Raw genomic sequence first — 21,384 nt, 5'->3', positions numbered from 1 at the left:
TAAAGCTGGTGGGCGTTGACGGAGTCGAACCGCCGACATTCTGCTTGTAAGGCAGACGCTCTACCAACTGAGCTAAACGCCCTGAAATCTGCTGCTGAACTAGCTGTTTTTTGCTGCGTCGTTCAGCGAGGAGGCGAATTAAAACACAGCATTGGCGGGGCTGCAAGGGCTATGCGCAAAATTCTGCATGCAAATTTTCAAGCACCTGTTTTTATTATTAATGATGCCTCCGGCATTTTGTCTGGCAGGGTGGTGCGTGATGCAAACCGCTCATGTATCATTGCTCGATTGTCCCTAATCGGAACCTAAGCATGAAGCCGACCTTTCTTGATTTTGAGCAGCCGATTGCCGAGCTCGAGAACAAGATAGAGGAACTGCGTTTCGTCCAAGACGATTCCGTCCTCGATATCTCGGAAGAGATTGCCCGTTTGCAGAAGAAGAGTCAGGAACTGACCAAGACCTTATATAGCAAACTGACGCCTTCGCAGATCGCCATCGTGGCGCGTCACCCGCAACGCCCGTACACCCTAGACTACCTTGGCAGCCTGTTTACCGACTTTCAGGAGCTGCATGGCGACCGCGCTTTTGCCGATGATCCGGCCATCGTAGGCGGCCTGGCCCGCTTCAATGGTCAACCGGTAATGGTGATCGGCCATCAGAAGGGCCGCGACACCAAGGAAAAAATCTACCGCAACTTCGGCATGCCGCGTCCGGAAGGCTACCGCAAGGCACTGCGCCTGATGCGTACTGCCGAAAAATTCGGCCTGCCCATCATTACTTTTGTTGATACCCCGGGCGCCTATCCGGGTATCGGCGCGGAAGAGCGCGGCCAGTCCGAGGCCATCGGCCGCAATCTGTACGAGATGACCCGCCTGAAAGTGCCGGTGATCGTGACCGTGATCGGCGAAGGCGGTTCCGGTGGTGCGCTGGCGATTGCCGTTGGCGACTACGTGAACATGCTGCAGTACTCCACCTATTCGGTAATTTCGCCGGAAGGCTGCGCTTCCATCCTGTGGAAGACCGCCGAGCGCGCTGCCGATGCGGCAGAGGCACTGGGCATCACCGCACCGCGCCTGAAGTCGCTGGGCCTGATCGACCGCGTGATCAACGAGCCGCTGGGCGGCGCGCACCGCGATCATCCGGCCATGATGGCCGCACTGAAACGCGTGCTGCAGGAGCAGCTGAAGGAAGCCACCGGTCGTGATGTGACCGAGCTGCTGAAAACCCGCTTCGATCGCCTGATGAGCTATGGCCGCTTCAAGGAAGATGCAGCCTGATCTGCTGCCCCAGCTGATTGCCCACTGGCCGGACAAATTGTCCGGCCTTTGTCATTTGGAGCTGGCGCTGTCCGGCGGGCTGGATTCCTGCGTGCTGCTGCACCTGCTGTGCCGCTGGCGCGACGAGGCCGGCGGGCCGGGGCTCAGCGCCGTGCACGTGCATCACGGCATCAGCCGCCATGCCGACGCCTGGGCGGCGTTCTGCGGCCAACTATGCGCGCAGTACGGTGTGCCGCTGCGCATTGAGCGCGTGTGCTTGCAGCGTAGCGGCGGACAGAGCCTGGAGGCCGTGGCGCGCACGGCGCGTTACCGGGCGTTTGCCGCTTCGCCGGCACCCGTCATCGCGCTGGCGCAGCACGCCGATGACCAGGCGGAAACCGTGCTACTGCAGTTGCTGCGCGGTGGCGGCCCGCGGGCGCTGGCGGCGATGCCGACCAGCCGGCACTGGCAAGGCAAGATCCTGTGGCGGCCGTTGCTGCAGGTTGGCCGCAAGGCGCTGCGGCAATATGCCGAGGCACATGGCCTGCGGTGGGTGGAGGACGATTCCAACCAGGATGCAGCCAATTATCTGCGCAATTATCTGCGGCTGGAGGCATTGCCGGCATTGCGGCAGCGCTTGCCGCAGCTGGACGCGCAGCTGCAGCGCAGCGCTCTGCGTATGGCCGATGCCGCAGCGATTCTGGACGATATGGCAGCGCTGGACTTGCAGCAGGCTGCCAGTGGCGATGACCTGTTGCTGACACCCTTGCTGACGCTCAGCCTGCCGCGGCAGCGCAATCTGCTGCTGCACTGGCTGGCACTGGCGGACTGGCCGCTGCCGGCGCCAGACGCGCTGGACAGCCTGCTGGCGGCGCTGGCGGCCGGCGAGGCGGCACGGCTGGCGTTGCCGGCGGGCGAGCTCTACACCTATCGCGGCGGGCTGCGGCGTGTACGGGTGCTGGCGCATCCACCACCGTGGCCACAAGCATGCCGGGTGGGTGAAAACTGGCGCTGCGCACACGGCGAGCTGCGCTGGCAGCGCGGACATGGCCTGCCGGCCGCCTGGCAGGGGCGGGCATTGCAGCTGACGGCGCGGCGCGGCGGCGATGCCTTGGCACTCAAGGTTGGCCGCAAGGCCATCAAAAAGCTATTCCAAGAGCAGGCGGTACCGGCGCTGCTGCGCGCCGACTGGCCGCTGCTGCGCGACGCGAACGGCGAGTTGCTGGGCGTGCCCGGTGTGGCACTGGCCGAGGCCGGGCTGGAGGGTGACGGCTGGTGGCCGCAGTGGTTGCCGGCGGCGGTGAGTCGCCGCTGATTCTACCTCCCACAACAAAATGAAAACCGCCGCTATCCTGGCCCGGAGCGCGGCGGTTTTTTGTTGGCTTGCCCGGCTCAGGCCAGGTTCTTCGGGCCGAAAGCGCCGGGCAACAGCGCATCCAGCGTGGTGTTGACCTGTTCGGTACCGTCGCAGATGGTGCGCACTGCCATGCTGGGGCCGAATTCGTTCAGCACCTGGCGGCAGGCGCCGCAGGGCGGGGTGGGCACACTGGTGGGTGTGTAGATGCAGATGGCGACCACTTCGCTCATGCCTTCCGCCTTGGCGGTAAAGATGGCGGTGCGCTCGGCACAGTTGGTCAGGCCGTAGGAGGCGTTCTCCACATTGCAGCCGCGCACGATGCGACCGTCGCTGGTCAGCAGCGCGGCGCCCACGGCAAAGCGGCTGTAGGGCACGTAGGCCTGCTTGGCGGCGGCGCGCGCCTGTTTTTCCAGTTCTTCCCAGGGAATGCTGTGACCCATGGTGCTTCTCCTTGAAATGGGCGCGCGATCTTCCTCTTGCCCGGCAGGCTTGTCAATTACCGCGCCGCTGCTTGTGGCGCGGCTGCCGCAGCACTGGTGCGGAAACAACAAGGCCGGGCATCACCCGGCCTTGTACCTTGCAGCTGGCGAGCTTAGTCCTCGCTGCCAACGTCGGCAAAGTCGTCGTCGTTCAGCGGGTCGCCCAGGCCGGCGTCCACCAGCTCCTCGCGGGTGAGCAGGAACACGAAGCCATCGCCGCTTTCGGTCTCCATCCAGGTGAACGGCAGGCTGGGGTAGGCGGCCTCCAGTACATCGCGGTTGTGGCCGATCTCCACCAGCAGCACGCCCTGCGGGTTGAGCAGGCGGGCGGCGTTCTGCAGGATCACGTGGGTGGCGTCCAGGCCGTCTTCGCCGGAGCCCAGTGCCAGCTCCGGCTCATGCAGGTATTCCGCCGGCAGCGCGTCCACTGATTCGGCATCCACGTACGGCGGGTTGGAGATGATCAGGTCGTACGGTTCTTCCAGCCCTTCCACCAGGTCGCTGTGGATCAGCTGGATGCGCTGTTCCAGGCCGTAGTTCTGCACGTTGATGCTGGCCACCTCCAGCGCATCCAGCGAGATGTCCACCGCGTCGACTTCTGCGTCCGGGTAGTGGTGCGCCAGCTGGATCGCCAGGCAGCCGGAGCCGGTGCACAGGTCCAGCGCGCGGTTCACCAGCTCCGGGTGCTCGATCCACGGCGCCAGCGGCTCGCCCAGCAGCTCGTAGATGAAGCTGCGCGGTACGATCACGCGCTCGTCCACATAGAAGTTGAACTCGCCCTGCCAGGCTTCGTGGGTGAGGTAGGCCACCGGCACGCGTTCTTCGGCGCGGCGCTCGATCAGGTCGACCACGTCCTTCACCTCAGTGTCCAGCAGCTTGGCGTCCAGGAACGGCTCCAGGCGGTCGATCGGCAGCTTCAGCGCCGACAGCAGCAGGTAGGCCGCTTCGTCATAGGCATTGTCGGTGCCATGGCCATAAGTGAGGCCGGCATCGTTGAAGCGTGACACGGCAAAGCGCAGCAGGTCGCGCACGGTGTGGAAACTGCTGGCGGCTTGTGCGTACATGGCAATCCTTTCTGAACGGGCCACCGTCGCGGGTGGTGGCGGAAAACGAAAGGTTGGCCGCATGCGGCCAACCTTGGGCTGCCGGAGGCAGCGGGCAATATCGAACGGGCGCGATTATCGCTCAGAACGGCAGCGCCGCGCTGGTTTCCTTGGCCAGCACGCGGCGGAAGTCGTCCTGGATGCGTGCCAGCGCGGCAGCGTTGTCGGCCTCGAAACGCAACACAACCACCGGAGTGGTGTTGGAGGCGCGCATCAGGCCGAAGCCATCGGCGTATTCCACGCGCAGGCCGTCGATGCTGATGATGTTCTCGGCGCCCTCGAACTGTGCGCGGTGCTGCAGACGGGCGATCAGTGCGTGGTTCTCGCCCTCGGCGGTCTTCAGGTTCAGTTCTGGAGTGGACAGCGCATTTGGCAGCGCATTCAACACCGCGGACGGGTCGGCCACCTTGGACAGGATCTCCAGCAGCCGCGCGCCGGCATACAGGCCGTCGTCGAAGCCGTACCAGCGCTCCTTGAAGAATACGTGGCCGGACATTTCGCCGGCCAGGCCGGCATCCGGGTGCTCCTTCAGCGCCGCCTTCATGAAGCTGTGGCCGGTGCGGTTGATCAGCGGCTCGCCGCCAGCGGCACGGACGGCCGGCGCCAGCAGGCGGGTGCATTTCACGTCGTAGATGATTTTGCAGCCGGGCTGGCGCGACAGTACGTCCTGTGCGAACAGGATCAGCTGGCGATCCGGCCAGATGATGTTGCCGTCCTTGGTGACCACGCCCAGGCGGTCACCGTCGCCGTCGAAGGCCAGGCCGATCTCGGCATCGCTATCGCGCAGCGCCTGGATCACGTCCTGCAGGTTTTCCGGCTTGGCCGGGTCTGGATGGTGGTTGGGGAAGGTGCCGTCCACCTCGCAGAACAGTTTGTGCAGCTCGCAACCCAGGCCTCGGTACAGCTCGGGCGCGAAGTCGCCCGGCACGCCGTTACCGCAATCCACCACCACCTTCATCGGGCGCGCCAGCTTGATGTCGCCCTGGATGCGCGCCAGGTATTCGTCGACGATGTCGTGGGTGCGATAGCCGCCGTGGCCGCTGGCAAAATCATTGTTGACGATGCGCTGGTACAGCTTCTGAATCCAGTCGCCGGCCAGGGTGTCGCCACCGAGCATCATCTTGAAGCCGTTGTAGTCCGGCGGGTTGTGGCTGCCGGTCACCATCACCCCGGAAAAGGTCTCCAGCTGGTAGGCGGCGAAATACAGCATCGGCGTGGCCACGCGGCCAACGTCGATCACGTCCACGCCGGCGGCGCGGATGCCGTCGGACAGGGCGCTGGTCAGCTCCGGGCCGGACAGGCGGCCGTCGCGGCCCACGCAGATGGTGCTGACATTGCGTTCGCGGGCCTCGGAGCCGATAGCACGGCCGATCAGGTGGGCGACGTCGGCGGTCAAGGTGTCACCCACGATGCCGCGGATGTCGTAGGCCTTGAAAATGGAAGCGGCGATAGTCATGACGGGAAAATCCATTCGATACGTCTCAAAAATGCGCCGCCGGTCGGCGCCGGCGGCGTGGGGCAGGGCGGCAGCTCAGGCAAAGGATTGCGACAGTGCTACCAGCTCCGCCAGTTTCTGCTTGGCCTTGCCACTGTCGATGGCAGCGCGGGCCATGGCCACGCCTTCCTGCAGGTTGGCCGCAATACCGGAAGTGTAGATGGCGGCAGCGGCATTGAGCAGCACGATATCGCGCGCCGGGCCAGCCTCACCGGCCAGTACCGCCTGCAAAATGGCTTTCGACTGCTCGGCGCTTTCGGCGCGCAGTGATGGCAGCGGGGCGTAACCCAGGCCGAATTGCGCCGGACCCAGCCGGTATTCGGTGATCTGGCCGTCTTTCAGTTCGGCCACCAGGGTGTCACCGGACAGGGTGATTTCGTCCAGCCCATCCGTGCCATGCACGATCATCACGCGATCGCTGCCCAGCTCGCGCAGCACGCGCGCCTGGATGCCCACCAGGTCGGGGTGGAACACGCCCATCACCTGATTGGGGGCACCGGCCGGGTTGGTCAGTGGGCCGAGGATGTTGAAGATGGTGCGCACGCCCAGCTCACGACGCACCGGCGCCACGTACTTCATCGCAGTGTGGTGATTGGGGGCGAACATGAAGCCGACACCGATCTGGTCGATGCACTGGCCCACCTGTTCTGCGGACAGGTTCAGGTTCACACCCAAGGCTTCCAGCACATCGGCGCTGCCGGAGCTGGACGACACCGAGCGGCCGCCATGCTTGGCAACGCGCGCACCGGCGGCGGCAGAGACGAAGGCAGACGTCGTGGAAATATTGAAGGTGTGGCTCTTGTCGCCACCGGTGCCGCAGGTGTCGACCAGGTTGCGGGTATCCTGCACCGGCACCCGGGTAGCGAATTCGCGCATCACCTGTGCCGAGGCGGCGATTTCCGACACGCTTTCGGTTTTCACGCGCAGGCCGACCAGGATGGCGGCAATCACCGTGGACGGTACTTCGCCACGCATGATCTGGCGCATCAGGTCCAGCATTTCGTCATGGAACAGCTCGTTCTGGTCAATCAGGCGATTGAGGGCGGCCTGCGGGGTGATCATGTAATTATTCTCCGTGACGGGATCAGGCAAATTCTTTCAGGAAATTCTGCAGCATCTGGTGGCCATGTTCGGTGAGGATGGATTCCGGGTGGAACTGCACACCCTCGATGGGCAGGGTCTTGTGGCGTACCCCCATGATCTCGCCATCATCGGTCCAGGCCGTGATTTCCAGGCAGTCGGGCAGGGTTTCGCGTTCGATCACCAGTGAATGATAGCGGGTGCAGGTCACCGGGTTGGGCAGGTCGCGGAACATGCCGACATCGTGGTGGCGCACTGGCGACACCTTGCCATGCATCAGCTGCTTGGCATGAATGATCTTGCCGCCAAATGCCTGACCGATACTCTGGTGGCCAAGGCACACACCCATGATCGGCAGCTTGCCGGCAAAGTGCTCGATGGCCGCCAGCGAAATACCTGCCTCGTTCGGCGTGCACGGCCCAGGCGACAGCACCAAGTATTTGGGTGCCAGTGTTTCGATTTCCGGCAAGGTGATTTCATCGTTACGGAATACCTTTACCTCTTGCCCCAGCTCACCGAAGTACTGCACCAGGTTGTAGGTAAAGGAATCGTAGTTGTCGATCATCAGCAGCATATTGGTTCCAAGAGCCTTATATTTCGCGGCTATCAGTGCCGCTAGCAATGAGTTTTTCCGGTATGTCATCCTGTCCGGCCGCGGATCACACGGAGCCGGCGGAATAGAGCGACAGGATAACATGATTGGAAATCGGGCTGCGGCCTGCACTTGGACTGGAGGTCCACCGTACTCATTAATCCAGCGGGAGAGCCGCTCGATGGCCACGAGTCGCACCAAGTAAGATTGAGAGGGTGGCGGAGTGATAAATTAAAGCACTAAATTTGACATAATAAACATTATACGACGTAAACACTAAACCCCTTGGGGGGCTTTAGCGCTTGTCTGGCTTGGGTTCGCCAGCATCGTCAGCACCATCAGACCGGCGATGGCCAGCGCGCCGATCTTCCTTCGAAAATCCTGCCAATAGTCCCGTCGTTCTTGGCTTTTCGCGCATTCCATGTTGGCCGCAGCATTCATTGCAACGGTTTACCGCAACTATCCACATTCACCTGGGTGCAATCCGTCTGCCATCATCATTCCGTAAACGGCAATGGACTATTGGCGGCGGTTTGTGTGTCTACCTGCATAACGGACAACAACGAGCAAAGCGCAGTTGAAAGTTCGTCCAGCTGCTGCGACGACAAGCGTGACAGTGCTTCTGGCAGCCAGCCGCGTGGCGCGTAGTCGGCCTTGCTGATCAGTTCGCGGCCCGTGTCACTTAGTACTACCTCGACAATCCTCATGTCCCGCGCATTCCGTTGCCGCAGCAGATAGCCCAATTCTTCCAGCCGCAGCAGCATATTGCTGAGCGTCGCTGGCTTGATCGACATGCGGGCGGCCAGTTCGCCGGCTTTGAGCGGACCGTTGTCACGCAGCTCGACCAGCAACCATGCCTGCGCGCCAGAGATTCCCAGCAGCTTCTCGATATCGGCGGAATGCTGCTGGGCAGCACGAAACACCACGCGAAACTGTTTGAGAACGTCCAGCGGCGCATTCGGAACTTTTGTGTCAGCCATAGGCTCAATTTAGAGAATATTTATTTTCGTGCAAAACAATAAATATGAAGGAGCAAAGCATGCAACAGCACGAATTTGCCCGCTCCGAGCTGGGCACTCTGGGCATTGAATTGGAAATTCAGCTGCTGGACAGTGAAACGCTGGATCTCAAACCCTGTGCGGCGGAGCTGCTGGCGCAGCGGGAAGACTGCGATATGCCGCACTTCAAGCAGGAAGTCACCTGCTCGATGCTGGAAATCAACAGCAGCATCCACCATGACACGGCGGAGTTGGCCGCAGAACTACAGCAGCTTGCCCGCCGTTTGCAGCAGCTGGCTGCCGCCTGCAGCGCCATTCCCTGCGGCGGCGGCACTCACCCGTTTCAGGACTGGCGCCAGCGCCAGATCAGCGACAAGCCGCGCTACCATGCATTTGCCGAGCAGTATGGCTATCTGGCGCGGCAGTTTACCGTGTTCGGCCAGCATATTCACATCGGCTGCCCGGACGGCGATACCGCGATCTGGCTCTGCCACGCGCTAGGCTATTACATCCCACATTTAATCGCACTGTCGGCGGCGTCACCGTTTGTACAGGGTGAAGCGACGGCCTTTGCTTCTTCGCGCAGCAACACGGTACTGGCGTTCCCCAATAGCGGGCACCTACCCGGCAACATCAAGAATTGGCCGGATTTTCAGGCGCTTGCCGCACAACTGAGCAGCTGCGGCGTGATTCAATCGCTGAAAGACCTGTACTGGGATATCCGCCCCAAGCCGGAGTACGGCACGGTAGAGCTGCGGATTTTCGACACGCCATATCAAGTGGTGCGCGCGGTAGAGCTGGCGGCCGTGACGCAGGCGTTGGCGCTGTTCCTTGCCGGTACGCGCCCGATGTTGCCGGGACGCGAAGCGCTGTACAGCGTGTATGGCTACAACCGCTTCCAGGCGGCGCGCTTCGGCAGTGACGCGGAATTCATCGACGTGCGCCGCGGCCAACGTTACCCGTTGCGCGACAGCCTGCTGCAACTACTGAGCGACGTGGCGCCCTACGCTGCCAGCCAGCACGCGGCAGACTGCCTGCTGCGTTTGCAGCAGGCCATCGAACACGAGGAACTGGACTATCAGCGGGCCATGCGGCTAGCCGCACAGCAGCAGGATCTGCGCCTGCTGCAACAGCAGTTGGCGGCAGACTGGGTGGTGCCCCCAGACGCCTAGACGGCGGTGCCGCCCACGGTCAAGCCGCCATCGATGCGCAATGTGGGCTGCCCTACTCCCACCGGTACGCTCTGGCCTTCCTTGCCGCACACGCCCACCCCCTCGTCCAGCGCCAGATCGTTGCCGACCATGCCGACATAGTTGAGCACGTCCGGACCGTTGCCGATCAGCGTGGCGCCCTTCACCGGGTAGGCCAGCTTGCCGTTTTCGATCTTCCACGCCTCGGAGGCGGAAAACACGAACTTGCCGCTGGTAATGTCCACCTGGCCACCGCCAAAGTTGGCCGCATAGATGCCATCCTTGACCGAGGCGATGATTTCCTCCGGCGTCTTGTCGCCGGCCAGCATGTAGGTGTTGGTCATGCGCGGCATCGGCAGGTGGGCGTAGGATTCGCGGCGGGCATTGCCGGTTGGCGCCATGCCCATCAGCCGCGCATTCATCGCATCCTGCATATAGCCTTTCAGAATGCCGTCTTCGATCAGCGTGGTGCAGTGGGTGGCATTGCCCTCGTCGTCGATGGCCAGCGAACCGCGGCGTCCCGGCAAGGTGCCGTCATCCACCACGGTGACGCCCGCGGCCGCCACACGCTGGCCGATGCGGCCGCTGAATGCCGAGGTGCCCTTGCGGTTGAAGTCGCCTTCCAGACCGTGGCCGATGGCTTCGTGCAGCAGCACGCCGGGCCAGCCGGAACCCAGCACCACCGTCATGGCGCCGGCCGGCGCTGGCCGTGATTCCAGGTTGATCAACGCCTGGCGTACCGCCTTTTCCACGTGCCGAGCGATGAAATCATCGCTGAAGCCGGTGAGGTCGTAACGACCGCCGCCGCCGCTGCTGCCCATTTCGCGGCGACCGTCCTGTTCGGCAATCACCGTTACCGACATGCGCACCAGCGGGCGCACGTCACCGGCGCGCACGCCGTCGTGGCGCGCGATGTATACCACATCGTATTCGGCCACCAGCCCGGCCATCACCTGGATCACGCGCGGGTCGCTGGCACGGGCCAGCCGCTCCACCTTTTCCAGCAAGGCCACCTTGGCTTCGGCCGGCAGGCTGTCCACCGGGTCCAGCGCCGGGTACAGCGCCCGGGCCTGGCGCGACTGCACCGCGCCGGCATTGCCGTGGCCGCCCGCCGCACCGATGGCGCGCACCGCGTCGGCGGCCTCGCCCAGCGCAAAGGCGCTGATGTCGTCGGAATAGGCAAACGCGGTCTTGTCGCCGGACACCGCGCGCACCCCCACCCCCTGATCAATGCTGAAGCTGCCCGCCTTGACGATGCCCTCCTCCAGGCTCCAGCCCTCGGTACGGGTGTACTGGAAATACAGGTCGGCGTAATCCACCTGGTGCGCCAGCATGCGGCCCAGCGTGGCGTCGATCACGCGCTCGTCCACGCCGTACGGGGCCAGCAACAGGTTGTCTGCAATGGCTTGTGCGTTGCTCATATCTTGTTTCTTTCAGGAAAACACGCGATGCGCCAGCGCCGGCAGGCGTTCACGTACCGACTGGATTAGCTTGGGGTCGATCTCGGCCACCACCACGCCCTCGCCGGTGGCGAGCTCGGCCACGATGCGGCCCCACGGGTCGATGATGAGGCTCTGACCATAAGTCTTGCGACCGTTCTCGTGCGTGCCGCCCTGCGCCGATGCCAGCACGTAGCACTGGTTCTCGATGGCACGGGCGCGCAGCAGCACTTCCCAGTGCGCTTCGCCGGTGGTGGCGGTGAACGCTGCCGGCAGCACCAGCAAGTCGAATGGCGCCAGCTGGCGAAACAGCTCGGGAAAGCGCAGGTCGTAGCAGATGCCGAAGGCGATGTCGGCCAGCGGCGTGCTGACCTTCAACGGCTGGCTGCCGGCCACGATGCTGTCGGACTCGCAGTAACGCTCGCCCTGGCCGGTAAAACCGAACAGGTGGATCTTGTCGTAACGCCCGGCCACGCTGCCGTCCGGCGCAAACAGCAGCAAGGTGTTATAGACCTTGTCCGCCTGCGGGCACGCCAGCGGCACGGTACCGCCCACCAGCCACACGCCGTGCTCGCGCGCCATGGCGGCCAGGGCTTGCTGCAGCGGGCCGTCGGCGAATGCTTCGCGAATCGCCACCTTGTCGCCATCCTGGCGGCCCATCAGGCAGAAATACTCCGGCAGCACCACCAGTTTGGCGCCCTGTGCGGCGGCCTCGGCCACCAGTGCTGCGGCACGTTGCAGGTTCTGCTGCGGGTCGGTGCCGGACACCATTTGTACCGCCGCGACCTTGAACGCTTGTGTCATGGATTGCTCCAGCTAGGGAGACGGTTTCGTCTCGGGTCGTTTTTCCACCTGCTGCCCGATCTTGCGCACTTGCGGCTCGTTCAGACTGCCGGTGATTTCGTATTCGTAAGACAGTATCTGACTGACAGGATCCTGCAACAACTTCTGCGCCGCAAACGCCACCGCGCCGGCCACCGGGTTCAGCAAGGTGGCGCCGGTGATCACTGCCACGCTTTCCGACAGCGCCGGCGTGATGCGCACCAGCACCTGCTGCCGGTTGTTGGCCAGGTCGGCCTCGCCACGCATTGCCACCTGTGCCGCCGGACCGCGGATCTGGATATCGTTGGAGCGGAACACGCCGGAATCGATGTTAGCGCTGCCGCGCAGACTATCGAAGGCAAAGCCGCTGCTGAACACATCGGTGAAATCCAGGCGGATGCGACGGGTCAGCGATTGCAGGCTGAGCAGTCCCAACAGGCGGCCGGCACCGGGGTCGACCTGCGCAAACTGCCCTTTGCCCATGTCCAGCTTCACGGTGCCGCTCAAGCGCGACAGATCGAATGCGGCCAACTGTCCCAGCCACTGCACCGTGCCGGACATCTCGCCGGAGCCGCCCTTGAGCATGCCAGCCAGGCCGATGCGATCCAGCAGCGCACCGGCGTTGCTGGCCTGCAGATTGAACTCCAGCTCGGTACGGCGCCCGCCGCTGCCGGCGCCTTCCGGTGCCGCACCCTTGACGCGCAGTTCGGCTTCCGGCGACTGCAACACCACTTCGTCCAGCAGCCACAGCTGCGGCTGGTGATGTGCCTGCAGCCGCATGGCGCCCAGTGCGTGGCCGGACAGCTGCAGCGCATCCACCTGCACATCCAGCGCCGGGATGGATTGCGGCGACTCGTCGCCCGGCTCGCCACTTTCTTCTGCCAGCGGCAGCGGCAAGGCCAGCCGCTGCATGCGGGCATGCAGCACGCCATTGCCGGCCGGCTGGTAATTGAACTGGCCCTGCAGCTCTCGCGCCTGCAATTGCAGATCAAATGCGGCGGCCCCGCCTTGCCAGTCCAGCTGGCCGCTGACATCGTGCAGCTGCTTGCCACCAGCCTGCAGCAGCGGCGTATCCACCCGCACCCGTAGCGGCGGCATCGCCGTATCGCCATTGCCGCCGGCCGCAGTCACCGCGTTTAGCCACTCTTCCAGCTGCAGCTGCGGCACGTGGCCATAAATATCGATATTGTCCTGCGGCTCGGGCGTGGCAGCACCCACGCCGACCCCCACGCCCTGCAGGCTGCCGTCTGCGGCCAACGTTACCACGCCGGCGGCGCGCTCCTGCTGACGCCAGTCCAGTCGCCAGCCGCGCAACGCCGGGTGCAGCGCCAGCGTGAGCGGCCAGCTGTCCGCCGCCGCCTTGGCCAGTGGCGCCGGTGCCGTGCTGCCGATGCCCTGCAGCCCGGTTTCGACAATCAGCTCGTCCAGATTGCTGCCCACCGTGAAACGGGCCTGGTACGCCGTGCTGCCGCTGAGGAAGCGGCTGAGCAGGGGTACGTATTGCGCAGTGACCTGCGGCAGCGCCAGCTCGCCATTGCTGACGAAGTGCGACTTGCCGGCGGCGTCGAGCGTGGCGCTGAGGTGGCTGCGGCCGCCAAAGGCGCTGTAATCGATGCCGGGGCTGGAGACGCCGCGCTCATTGAAGCGCAGCACCCCCGCCACCTCCTGCAGCGCCGGCAGCGGCAGGCTGCGCAGTTGCAGGCGGTTGCCCGCCAATGTCAGCGCACCATCCACCTTGGTGTCGACCACGTGCGCCAGCGGAATGTTCAGCCCCAGCTGCAGGCTGCCGCGGCCGCTGCTGTCGATGGTGGCGAGGAAGCCGTCCAGCCAGCTGTCCACCGGGCTGGCGCGGGTATACGCCAGCATCTTGGGCAGCTCGCCCTGGGCGCGGCCGTTGATCAGCAGCCGCTGGTCGCCGCGCGTGGTATCCGGCAGCTCGGCGCTGACCGCATCCAGTGCCACGCCGGCGGTCTGCGCCCGCTCGGCATCGATGCGGATGTCGTCGTTGCGCATGCTGAAGCGGCCCTGGATGGCGGTGATGGCCGGCCAGTCTGGCTCGAACTGCAGCTTGCCGTCGTGGATGTCGGCGCTGACCTCGAAGCGTCCCTGCTTGCCATCGGCAAACGGGAACGCCGCCAGATTGCCCTGCAGGCTGGCACGCACCTGGCGTGCATCACCGTCCTGCAGCGCGCCGCGCAGCCAGGTCACCGTATCGGCACCGATCAGCGCCGGCAGATAGGCGGCGACACGGTTGGCCGGCACGCGCTCTGCCGTCAGCTGCAGATCGCTGTGCACCGGGCCGTCCACCGGCAGCTGCAGGCTGCCGTTGATGTTGGCCGACAGGTCCGGCGTGGTGAGCGTTACCGCCGGCACCGTCACTTGCCAGCCGCTGTTGCCGCGCTGCCACGCAAGGTTGGCCGCAAGCTGCTGCAGGTCGATCGGCTGTGGCAGTTCGCCAGGAATCGCCAGCCGCAGCTTGCTGCCATCAAGCTGCAGCTGCCCGCCCTTGGCGGCGGCGCTGATGCGCCCGGCCACGCCGCCATCCAGGCGGATGCCATTGCGCAGTTGCAGGCTCAGCCCGGCAAAGCGGGTGGCGAATTGATAGTCGCGCGGCTGTTGCAGCTGACCGCGCCAATTAAGTTCCAGTTGCTGCAGCACGCCCCCCAGCTGCGCCAACTGGCTGTTGGCCAGCGCCGGCCAATGCGGCGACAGCAAGGGCAGCGTCGGCGCCAGCGACAAGCCGCTGATGCGCACATTGCCGCCCTGCTGGTCCTGCCACTGCGCATTGATGGCGGCATCGGCCAGTAGCTTGCCATACTGGGTATTCACCACCAGGTGGCTGGCCTGCAGCGCGTGGCTGCCCGGCTGGGCGCTCTGGTAGTCCACTTCGCCGGCCAGGTGCGGCAACGGCACAGCCTTGCCGGCCAGCGACAGCGCCACTTTTTCCACCTGCCATTTGCCAGCCAGGGTGGTGACGCGACCTTCGGCAAACGCCATGCGCAGCTGCGACGATGCCGCACCGCCCACCGAGAATGGCGCATCCGGCCAGTAGCGCTGCAGCCAGCCCAGCTGCGGGGCATCGGCCTTCAGCGCCACCCCGCCCTCCCACTCGCGCCAGTCGCGCATGCGACCGCCGCGCCAGCTGCCTTCCAGGTCCAGCCGCGACAGCAATGCGCTTTCCGGCTTGGCCTGCACCTGCAGGCGATGGCCGAGCAGGCCGGTGAACAGCTGCAGGCGCATGTCGCTTGCCGACAGCGGCGGCAGGCCCAGCAGCTGGTCGTGCCAGGTGAAGCGCTGCAGCATCACGTCCACTTCGTCCTGCCGCAGCAGCCAGTCGACCAGCGCGCCGTCGCCCTTGCCTTCGTCCAGCGCCACGCCGTTCAGGCGCAGGCGGCCATTGGGCAGGCGTTGCAGATCCAGAGCCAGGCCGCGCAGGGTGATGCGCGCCAGCCGCGGCTCAAGGTGCAGCAGGCTTTTCCATGCCGGCACCAGTTGCGCTTCGCGCAGCAGCATCGGCGGCGCATCGGCGCGCGGGCGGATGGTCACCTGGCTCAGCGTGATCTGCGGCGCCCACACCTGCCACTGGCCGGCGATGCGGCCAACGGTGACCGGCATGCCGATGCTGCTGCTGGCCCAGCGTTCGATGTCGGGGCGCAGACGGTCCACATTGGGCAGAAACAGGAAACGGAACAACAGGAAAGCGGCGGCTAGCGTGAGCACGAACAGCAGCGCCAGCAGGCTGCTCAGTCGCAGCACGCGCCGCAGCAATGCGACCACCCGCAGGCTGCGATCATCGCGCGCTGCGTTCGGGTCGATAGAAGGGGTAGAATGGTGAGTCACGATTTCGTCATAGCGTTGAAGCCGCATTATGCCAGCAAACACCGCCGTCATCCCAGCAGCCAGAGCATTCAGTTACTACCTCGACCGCCAGCTGTCCGCCTACCCGGAGCAGCTTGCCCTGCTTGTCGAACGGCTGCCGCAGCCGTTCGAGCAGGTGGAAATGCAGGCCTTTGCCGACTGGGACAGTGTCGACAGCATGGAAGTGCTGCAGACCCGGCTGAGAAAACTGCGCACCGCAGTGATGGCGCGGCTGATCGCACGCGACGTCGGCGGCTTGGCCGACCTGGACGAGGTGGTACGCACCATCAGCCTGCTGGCCGACTTCGTCATCAACACCACCCTGCCGATTGCCAAGCGCACGCTGGCGCACTTTGGCGAGCCGATCGGCGAAGACAGCGGCGAGGTGCAGGAGCTGATCGTAGTCGGCATGGGCAAACTCGGCGGCCATGAACTAAACGTGTCGTCCGACATCGACCTGATCTTCCTGTACCCGGAAGGCGGCGACACCAACGGCAGCCGCAAGCTGGCCAACCACGACTACTTCACCCGCCTGGGCAAGCTGCTGATCGGCGCCCTCAACGATCTCACCTTCGACGGCCAGGTGTTCCGCGTCGACATGCGCCTGCGGCCGTATGGCGATTCCGGCCCGCTGGTGATGAGCCTGGCGGCACTGGAGAACTACCTGCTGAGCCAGGGGCGCGAATGGGAACGCTACGCCTGGATCAAGGCGCGGGTGATCGCCGGCGATGCCAGCCAGCTGGAGCCGCTGACTCGCCCCTTCGTCTATCGCAAATACCTGGACTACGGCGCCTATGGCGCGATGCGCGACCTGCATGCGCAAATTCGCCGCGAGGTGGCGCGCCGCGACATGGCCGAGAACATCAAGCTGGGGCCGGGCGGCATTCGCGAGGTGGAGTTCATCGCCCAGGTGTTCCAGCTGATCCGCGGCGGGCGCGAGCGCCGGCTGCAGCTGAAAAGCACCCGCGACACCTACGCGGTGCTGGCCGAGCTGCGCCTACTGGAGCCGGACACGGTGGCTGAGCTACTGCAGGGCTATACCTTCCTGCGCAATCTGGAGCACCGGCTGCAATATCTGGACGACCAGCAGACGCAGAACCTGCCCACTAGCGACGAAAACCGCCAGCGCATTGCCACCAGCATGGGTTTTGCCGACTGGCAGGGCTTCATGGACGAGCTGAACCAGCATCGCCGCAAGGTGGCACGCCACTTCGAGCAGGTATTCTTCCTGCCCACCGAAGGCGCCCCGGCACATCCGCTGGAAAGCCTGTGGCGCGACATTGCCGATACCGATGTCGACAGCCAGCTGGCCACACTGGGCTACCAGGACGCCGGCGCGATCCAGGCGCAGCTGCGCAGCCTGAAAGTCAGCCAGCGCTACCAGCAGCTGCCGGATGGCGGCCGCAAGAAACTGGACGCGCTGATGGGGCCACTGATCGAGGTGGCGGCCGGCTTCGACAACCCGGACACCACGCTGTCGCGGGTGCTGACGCTGATCGAGGCGATCAGCCGCCGCTCGTCCTACCTGTCGCTGCTGCAGGAGTACCCGCAGACGCTGCAACGGCTGGCGTCGTTGTGCTCCGCCAGCGCCTGGGTGTCCGGCTACCTGACCCAGCACCCTATCCTGCTGGACGAACTGCTGGACGCGCGCGTGCTGTATGCCACGCCGGACTGGCCACAGTTGGCCGCACAGCTGCAACAGCAGCTGGCCGACTGCCAGGGCGATGTCGAGGCCAAGATGGACGGCCTGCGCCACTTCCAGCACGCGCAGACCTTCCGCCTGGTGGCGCAGGACCTAGCCGGCATGTGGACGCTGGAAGCGCTGTCTGACGAGCTGTCGCGCCTGGCCGACCTGGTGCTGGCCGCCACCCTGCAGCACGCCTGGCAGGACATACCCAAGCGCCACCGCGAGGTGCCTTTGTTCAGCATCATCGGCTACGGCAAGCTGGGCGGCAAAGAGCTGGGCTACGCCTCCGATCTCGACGTGATCTTCCTCTACGACGACGAGCACCCGGACGCCGCCGAGCTGTACTCGCGGCTGGCACGCAAGATGACCACCTGGCTCACCAGCACCACCGCCGCCGGCATTCTGTACGACATTGACCTGCGCCTGCGCCCCAACGGCTCCAGCGGCCTGCTGGTCAGCACCACAGAGGCGTTCCGCCACTATCAGCACCACGATGCCTGGCTGTGGGAGCACCAGGCACTGACCCGCGCCCGCTTTGTCTGCGGCAACGTCGAGATCGGCGCGCGCTTCGACGCCATTCGCGAAGAGGTGCTGTCGCTGCCGCGCGAGCACACCAAGTTGGCCGCAGAGGTGGTCGCCATGCGCGACAAGATGCTGGAGACGCACCCGGCGCGCGAGGACGACGTCAAACACGCGCGCGGCGGCATCGTCGACGTGGAATTCATCGTGCAATACCTGATTCTGGCGCACGCGCACCAGGTGCCGGGGCTGCTGGCCAACAGCGGCAACATCGCGCTGCTGGCCACCGCCGCCGAGGCCGGGCTGGTGCCGGCAACGCTGGCCAACCAGGCACGCGACGCCTATCGAAGCTACCGCCGGCTGCAGCACGCCAGCCGCCTCAACGACGGCAGCAAGGTCAGCCATACGCCGCTGGAGAGCTACCGGCAGGTGCTGGCGCTATGGCTGGCGGTGTTCGGCAGCACTGCCGGCGCGCCGTGAAAGCCGTAACACTTTGCCGGTAGCGACGTTATAATCGCCGCACATTACAAATAACGGGACTTAACGGAGAACTCACCATGTCGATGGCAGATCGCGACGGATTCATCTGGTACAACGGCGAACTCGTGGAATGGCGCAACGCCACTACCCACGTGCTGACCCACACCCTGCACTACGGCATGGGCGTTTTCGAAGGTGTGCGCGCCTACGAAACCGCCAACGGCCCGGCGATCTTCCGCCTGCAGGACCATACCGACCGTCTGTTCCGTTCCGCCAAGATCCTGGGCATGAAGCTGCCGTTCAGCAAGGATCAGATCAACCAGGCCCACCTCGACGTGGTGAAGGCCAACAAGCTGCAGTCCTGCTACTTCCGACCGATGGCCTTCTATGGTTCTGGCAAGCTGGGCGTGGCACCGAAGCAGGACGACGTGCAGGTGATCGTGGCCGCTTGGCCGTGGGGCGCCTACCTGGGCGAGGAAGGCCTGGAACAAGGCATCCGCGTGAAGACCAGCTCCTTCACCCGCCACCACGTGAACATCACCATGTGCAAGGCCAAGGCCAACGGCAACTACATGAACTCCATCCTGGCCAATAACGAAGCCACCGCCGACGGCTACGACGAGGCACTGCTGCTGGACGTGGACGGCTTCGTGGCCGAAGGCTCCGGCGAGAACATCTTCATCATCCGCAACGGCAAGCTGTACACCCCGGACCTGACCAGCGCGCTGGAAGGCATTACCCGCGACACCGTGGTGCAGATCGCCGCCGAAATGGGGCTGCCGATCATCGAGAAGCGCATCACCCGCGACGAGGTGTACAGCGCCGACGAAGCGTTCTTCACCGGCACCGCCGCCGAAGTTACCCCGATCCGCGAGCTGGATCGCCGCGACATCGGCGCAGGCAAGCGCGGCCCGATTACTGCCGAAATCCAGAAACGCTACTTCGACTGCGTAAAAGGCGTCGACAGCAGCAAACAACACTGGCTGACCTACGTCGGCTGATTCGCGACAGCCGATTTACGACTCTCGCGGCGGCCCCGGCCGCCGATTTTCGACCAAACCGAAAGCAAGCTAAGCATGGCTGAACTGAAAGAAAACACCGCCCGCGTCATCGAAGTCAGCGCCAAGGATCTGCCGCTGCACTGCCCGACCCCGGACCAGGTGAAATGGAACTCGCACCCGCGCGTGTACCTGCCCATCATCAAGAATGGCGGCGAAGCGCTGTGCCCGTACTGCGGCACCCAGTACAAGTTTACCGGCCCGTTGCCGCATGGCCATCACTAAGCCATCCATTCAATCGCCCGACTTGAAGGTGTAGCCTTGCTGCACCTTTTTTGCTTCTGTACATGATCAAGAAAATCCTGGTGATCGGCCCTTCCTGGGTTGGCGACAGTGTCATGGCCCAGCCGCTGTACCGGCGCCTGCACGAACGCCACCCCGGTCTGGAGCTGCACGTATTTGCCCCGGCCTGGACACTGCCGCTGCTCTCGCGCATGCCGGAAGTGGCCAAAGCCCACCTCAACCCTTTCGGTCACGGTCAACTGCGGCTGAAGGAACGCTGGAAAGTCGCCCGCCAGCTGCGCACCGAGCGCTTCGACCAGGTGGTGGTGCTGCCCAATTCGCTGAAGGCGGCGCTGATTCCGTTCCTGAGCGGCATCCCGTTGCGCACCGGCTTTACCGGCGAACTGCGCTACGGCCTGCTCAACGACACCCGCGACCTGGACGAGCAGGAGCTGCCCACCATGGTGGAGCGCTTCTGCGCACTGGCAGAAGCGCCGGGTCAGCCGGTGCCGCGGCCGATCCCCCACCCCAGCCTGTCCTCGCGGCTAGAACAGCAGCAGGAAACCGCACGCAAACTCGGCATCGACCTGCAGCAGCCGCTGATCGCCATGTGCCCGGGCGCCGAGTACGGCCCGGCCAAACGTTGGCCGGCACGGCATTTCGCCGAGCTGGCGCGGCGCTATCAGGCCGCCGGCTACCAGGTCTGCCTGTTCGGCTCCGGCAAGGACAAGGAGATCGGCGAGGAAATCGCCAGCCTGTCGCAAGGCGCTGCGGCCAACCTGTGCGGCAAGACCGGCCTGGAAGAAGCCATCGACCTGATCGGCCTGGCCAAGCTGGCGGTGTGCAACGATTCCGGGCTGATGCATGTCGCCGCGGCACTGGATGTGCCGCTGGTCGGCATTTACGGCTCGTCCAGCCCGGACTTCACCCCGCCGCTGAGCAACAAGTCGGTGATCGTGTCGCTGAACATGGATTGCAGCCCGTGCTTCGAGCGCAACTGCCCGTACAAGCACACGCTCTGCCTGGAAAACCTGCATCCGGCACAGGTGTGGCAAGCGGCGGAAGGTCTGCTGCAGCAGACCACCCCACCAGCAACCTTATCGCAAGAATAAACTCATGAAGCGCAACGAACTGCCCGCCACCCCGGAAGAAAACAGCCGTCGCATGGAACTGGTGCGCGCCGCGGCCCGCCTGTTCCGCGACCAGGGCTACGAACGCACCACCGTGCGCGATCTGGGCAACGCGGTCGGCCTGCAGTCGGGCAGCCTGTTCTATCACTTCCGCACCAAGGAAGAGATTCTGGTCGCGGTGATGGCACTGGGCATTACCGCCACCACCGAGCAACTGGCCAGCGCGCTGGCCGGCGCCAAGGACAGCCGCAGCAAGTTGGCCGCATTGTTCCACGTGCACCTGCATTCTCTGCTGGGCGACAACCAGGCCGCGCTGGAAGTGATGCTGTACGAATGGCGCAGTGTGTCCGCTGCCGCCAAGCCCGGGCTGATCGTGCTGCGTGACCGCTACGAAGCACTGTGGCAGCAAGTGCTCGATCAGGCTGCCAGCGACGGCCTGGTCAAACAGGACACCCGGCTGCTACGCCGCACCCTGCTGGGCAGTCTGCACTGGACGGTGCAGTGGTACCGCAATGATGGTGAACTCAGCGTGGCGCAGCTGGCCGAACGCATGCTGGCACTGGTCATACAGGAAAACTGACTTGCCAATGACCGGTGCGTACTCTTGAATGAAGAGGGT

17 protein-coding genes and 1 tRNA gene are annotated in these 21,384 nt (G+C 64.5%); 8 read left to right on the top strand and 10 right to left on the bottom strand.

The genetic code is table 11. The features are described from left to right. Nucleotides 1-6: 6 nt before the first annotated feature. Nucleotides 7-82, bottom strand: a tRNA-Val gene (locus ACFOLG_RS04070). A gap of 229 nt (nucleotides 83-311) precedes the next feature. Here ACFOLG_RS04070 and ACFOLG_RS04065 point away from each other — a divergent pair. Together ACFOLG_RS04065 and tilS are read left to right on the top strand one after the other, a co-directional pair. Next, on the top strand, nucleotides 312-1,277 hold the full coding sequence (locus ACFOLG_RS04065; protein WP_386088671.1) for an acetyl-CoA carboxylase carboxyltransferase subunit alpha: 966 nt from the start codon (nucleotides 312-314) through the stop codon (nucleotides 1,275-1,277). Continuing rightward, a complete protein-coding gene (gene tilS, locus ACFOLG_RS04060; RefSeq protein WP_386088669.1) occupies nucleotides 1,267-2,571 on the top strand; it encodes a tRNA lysidine(34) synthetase TilS in 1,305 nt (434 codons plus the stop codon). The genes ACFOLG_RS04065 and tilS overlap by 11 nt, the downstream gene beginning before the upstream one ends. Nucleotides 2,572-2,648: 77 nt before the next feature. Here the strand turns inward: tilS and ACFOLG_RS04055 are convergent, their stop codons facing one another. The 6 genes from ACFOLG_RS04055 to ACFOLG_RS04030 all read right to left on the bottom strand — a co-directional run bounded on the left by ACFOLG_RS04055 (nucleotide 2,649) and on the right by ACFOLG_RS04030 (nucleotide 8,342). Further along, nucleotides 2,649-3,053, bottom strand: a complete 405-nt coding sequence (locus ACFOLG_RS04055) for a cytidine deaminase (protein ID WP_386088668.1) — start codon at nucleotides 3,051-3,053, stop codon at nucleotides 2,649-2,651. 152 nt (nucleotides 3,054-3,205) lie between these two features. After that, the gene (gene prmB / locus ACFOLG_RS04050; RefSeq protein WP_386088666.1) at nucleotides 3,206-4,156 is read right to left on the bottom strand and encodes a 50S ribosomal protein L3 N(5)-glutamine methyltransferase; all 951 of its coding nucleotides are present in this window, start codon (nucleotides 4,154-4,156) and stop codon (nucleotides 3,206-3,208) included. Nucleotides 4,157-4,277: 121 nt separating this feature from the next. Beyond that, entirely contained in the window at nucleotides 4,278-5,651 is a 1,374-nt protein-coding gene (locus ACFOLG_RS04045; RefSeq protein ID WP_386088664.1) for a phosphomannomutase/phosphoglucomutase, read from the bottom strand. 75 nt (nucleotides 5,652-5,726) lie between these two features. Beyond that, nucleotides 5,727-6,752, bottom strand: a complete 1,026-nt coding sequence (trpD, locus tag ACFOLG_RS04040; RefSeq protein WP_386088662.1) for an anthranilate phosphoribosyltransferase — start codon at nucleotides 6,750-6,752, stop codon at nucleotides 5,727-5,729. 22 nt (nucleotides 6,753-6,774) lie between these two features. Further along, entirely contained in the window at nucleotides 6,775-7,344 is a 570-nt protein-coding gene (locus ACFOLG_RS04035; RefSeq protein ID WP_386088660.1) for an aminodeoxychorismate/anthranilate synthase component II, read from the bottom strand. Between the two features lie 515 nt (nucleotides 7,345-7,859). Then, nucleotides 7,860-8,342: a MarR family winged helix-turn-helix transcriptional regulator gene (locus ACFOLG_RS04030; protein ID WP_386088658.1), complete on the bottom strand. Its 483-nt coding sequence runs from the start codon at nucleotides 8,340-8,342 to the stop codon at nucleotides 7,860-7,862. 59 nt (nucleotides 8,343-8,401) lie between these two features. Between ACFOLG_RS04030 and ACFOLG_RS04025 the strand changes: the two genes are divergently transcribed. Beyond that, nucleotides 8,402-9,532 (top strand): YbdK family carboxylate-amine ligase, encoded by a 1,131-nt coding sequence (locus ACFOLG_RS04025; protein WP_386088656.1) that lies wholly within the window; start codon nucleotides 8,402-8,404, stop codon nucleotides 9,530-9,532. On the opposite strand, the gene tldD is transcribed toward ACFOLG_RS04025, so the two are convergent. The 3 genes from tldD to ACFOLG_RS04010 are packed head-to-tail and all read right to left on the bottom strand — an operon-like array spanning nucleotide 9,529 to nucleotide 15,651. Next, a complete protein-coding gene (tldD, locus tag ACFOLG_RS04020) occupies nucleotides 9,529-10,971 on the bottom strand; it encodes a metalloprotease TldD (RefSeq protein ID WP_386088654.1) in 1,443 nt (480 codons plus the stop codon). The genes ACFOLG_RS04025 and tldD overlap by 4 nt on opposite strands. 12 nt (nucleotides 10,972-10,983) lie before the next feature. Then, nucleotides 10,984-11,793: a carbon-nitrogen hydrolase family protein gene (locus tag ACFOLG_RS04015; protein WP_386088652.1), complete on the bottom strand. Its 810-nt coding sequence runs from the start codon at nucleotides 11,791-11,793 to the stop codon at nucleotides 10,984-10,986. Between the two features lie 12 nt (nucleotides 11,794-11,805). Continuing rightward, a complete protein-coding gene (locus tag ACFOLG_RS04010) occupies nucleotides 11,806-15,651 on the bottom strand; it encodes a YhdP family protein (RefSeq protein WP_386088650.1) in 3,846 nt (1,281 codons plus the stop codon). A 28-nt stretch (nucleotides 15,652-15,679) separates the two neighbouring features. Here ACFOLG_RS04010 and glnE point away from each other — a divergent pair, with 28 nt between their 5' ends. From glnE to ACFOLG_RS03985, 5 genes are all read left to right on the top strand, one after another. Continuing rightward, the gene (glnE, locus tag ACFOLG_RS04005) at nucleotides 15,680-18,355 is read left to right on the top strand and encodes a bifunctional [glutamate--ammonia ligase]-adenylyl-L-tyrosine phosphorylase/[glutamate--ammonia-ligase] adenylyltransferase (RefSeq protein ID WP_386088648.1); all 2,676 of its coding nucleotides are present in this window, start codon (nucleotides 15,680-15,682) and stop codon (nucleotides 18,353-18,355) included. 77 nt (nucleotides 18,356-18,432) lie between these two features. Beyond that, nucleotides 18,433-19,356 (top strand): branched-chain amino acid transaminase, encoded by a 924-nt coding sequence (locus tag ACFOLG_RS04000; protein WP_386088646.1) that lies wholly within the window; start codon nucleotides 18,433-18,435, stop codon nucleotides 19,354-19,356. 75 nt (nucleotides 19,357-19,431) lie between these two features. Next, the gene (locus ACFOLG_RS03995; RefSeq protein WP_386088645.1) at nucleotides 19,432-19,638 is read left to right on the top strand and encodes a zinc-finger domain-containing protein; all 207 of its coding nucleotides are present in this window, start codon (nucleotides 19,432-19,434) and stop codon (nucleotides 19,636-19,638) included. Between the two features lie 62 nt (nucleotides 19,639-19,700). Continuing rightward, the gene (gene waaF, locus ACFOLG_RS03990; protein ID WP_386088644.1) at nucleotides 19,701-20,747 is read left to right on the top strand and encodes a lipopolysaccharide heptosyltransferase II; all 1,047 of its coding nucleotides are present in this window, start codon (nucleotides 19,701-19,703) and stop codon (nucleotides 20,745-20,747) included. A gap of 4 nt (nucleotides 20,748-20,751) precedes the next feature. Further along, nucleotides 20,752-21,345 carry a TetR/AcrR family transcriptional regulator gene (locus ACFOLG_RS03985; RefSeq protein WP_386088642.1) on the top strand — a complete coding sequence of 198 codons (594 nt, stop codon included), beginning with the start codon at nucleotides 20,752-20,754 and terminating at the stop codon, nucleotides 21,343-21,345. The last annotated feature ends 39 nt before the right edge of the window (nucleotides 21,346-21,384 follow it).

This window comes from Vogesella facilis (genome assembly GCF_042648525.1).
Classification (GTDB): domain Bacteria; phylum Pseudomonadota; class Gammaproteobacteria; order Burkholderiales; family Chromobacteriaceae; genus Vogesella; species Vogesella facilis.
This window is presented reverse-complemented; position numbering and strand designations above follow the sequence as displayed.

Excerpts from the sequence above, each read along its gene's own strand:
- ACFOLG_RS04065 (WP_386088671.1), top strand. The coding sequence starts at position 312 with ATGAAGCCGACCTTTCTTGATTTTGAGCAGCCGATTGCCGAGCTCGAG.
- tilS (WP_386088669.1), top strand. The coding sequence starts at position 1,267 with ATGCAGCCTGATCTGCTGCCCCAGCTGATTGCCCACTGGCCGGACAAA.
- ACFOLG_RS04055 (WP_386088668.1), bottom strand. The coding sequence starts at position 3,053 with ATGGGTCACAGCATTCCCTGGGAAGAACTGGAAAAACAGGCGCGCGCC.
- prmB (WP_386088666.1), bottom strand. The coding sequence starts at position 4,156 with ATGTACGCACAAGCCGCCAGCAGTTTCCACACCGTGCGCGACCTGCTG.
- ACFOLG_RS04045 (WP_386088664.1), bottom strand. The coding sequence starts at position 5,651 with ATGACTATCGCCGCTTCCATTTTCAAGGCCTACGACATCCGCGGCATC.
- trpD (WP_386088662.1), bottom strand. The coding sequence starts at position 6,752 with ATGATCACCCCGCAGGCCGCCCTCAATCGCCTGATTGACCAGAACGAG.
- ACFOLG_RS04035 (WP_386088660.1), bottom strand. The coding sequence starts at position 7,344 with ATGCTGCTGATGATCGACAACTACGATTCCTTTACCTACAACCTGGTG.
- ACFOLG_RS04030 (WP_386088658.1), bottom strand. The coding sequence starts at position 8,342 with ATGGCTGACACAAAAGTTCCGAATGCGCCGCTGGACGTTCTCAAACAG.
- ACFOLG_RS04025 (WP_386088656.1), top strand. The coding sequence starts at position 8,402 with ATGCAACAGCACGAATTTGCCCGCTCCGAGCTGGGCACTCTGGGCATT.
- tldD (WP_386088654.1), bottom strand. The coding sequence starts at position 10,971 with ATGAGCAACGCACAAGCCATTGCAGACAACCTGTTGCTGGCCCCGTAC.
- ACFOLG_RS04015 (WP_386088652.1), bottom strand. The coding sequence starts at position 11,793 with ATGACACAAGCGTTCAAGGTCGCGGCGGTACAAATGGTGTCCGGCACC.
- glnE (WP_386088648.1), top strand. The coding sequence starts at position 15,680 with ATGCCAGCAAACACCGCCGTCATCCCAGCAGCCAGAGCATTCAGTTAC.
- ACFOLG_RS04000 (WP_386088646.1), top strand. The coding sequence starts at position 18,433 with ATGTCGATGGCAGATCGCGACGGATTCATCTGGTACAACGGCGAACTC.
- ACFOLG_RS03995 (WP_386088645.1), top strand. The coding sequence starts at position 19,432 with ATGGCTGAACTGAAAGAAAACACCGCCCGCGTCATCGAAGTCAGCGCC.
- waaF (WP_386088644.1), top strand. The coding sequence starts at position 19,701 with ATGATCAAGAAAATCCTGGTGATCGGCCCTTCCTGGGTTGGCGACAGT.
- ACFOLG_RS03985 (WP_386088642.1), top strand. The coding sequence starts at position 20,752 with ATGAAGCGCAACGAACTGCCCGCCACCCCGGAAGAAAACAGCCGTCGC.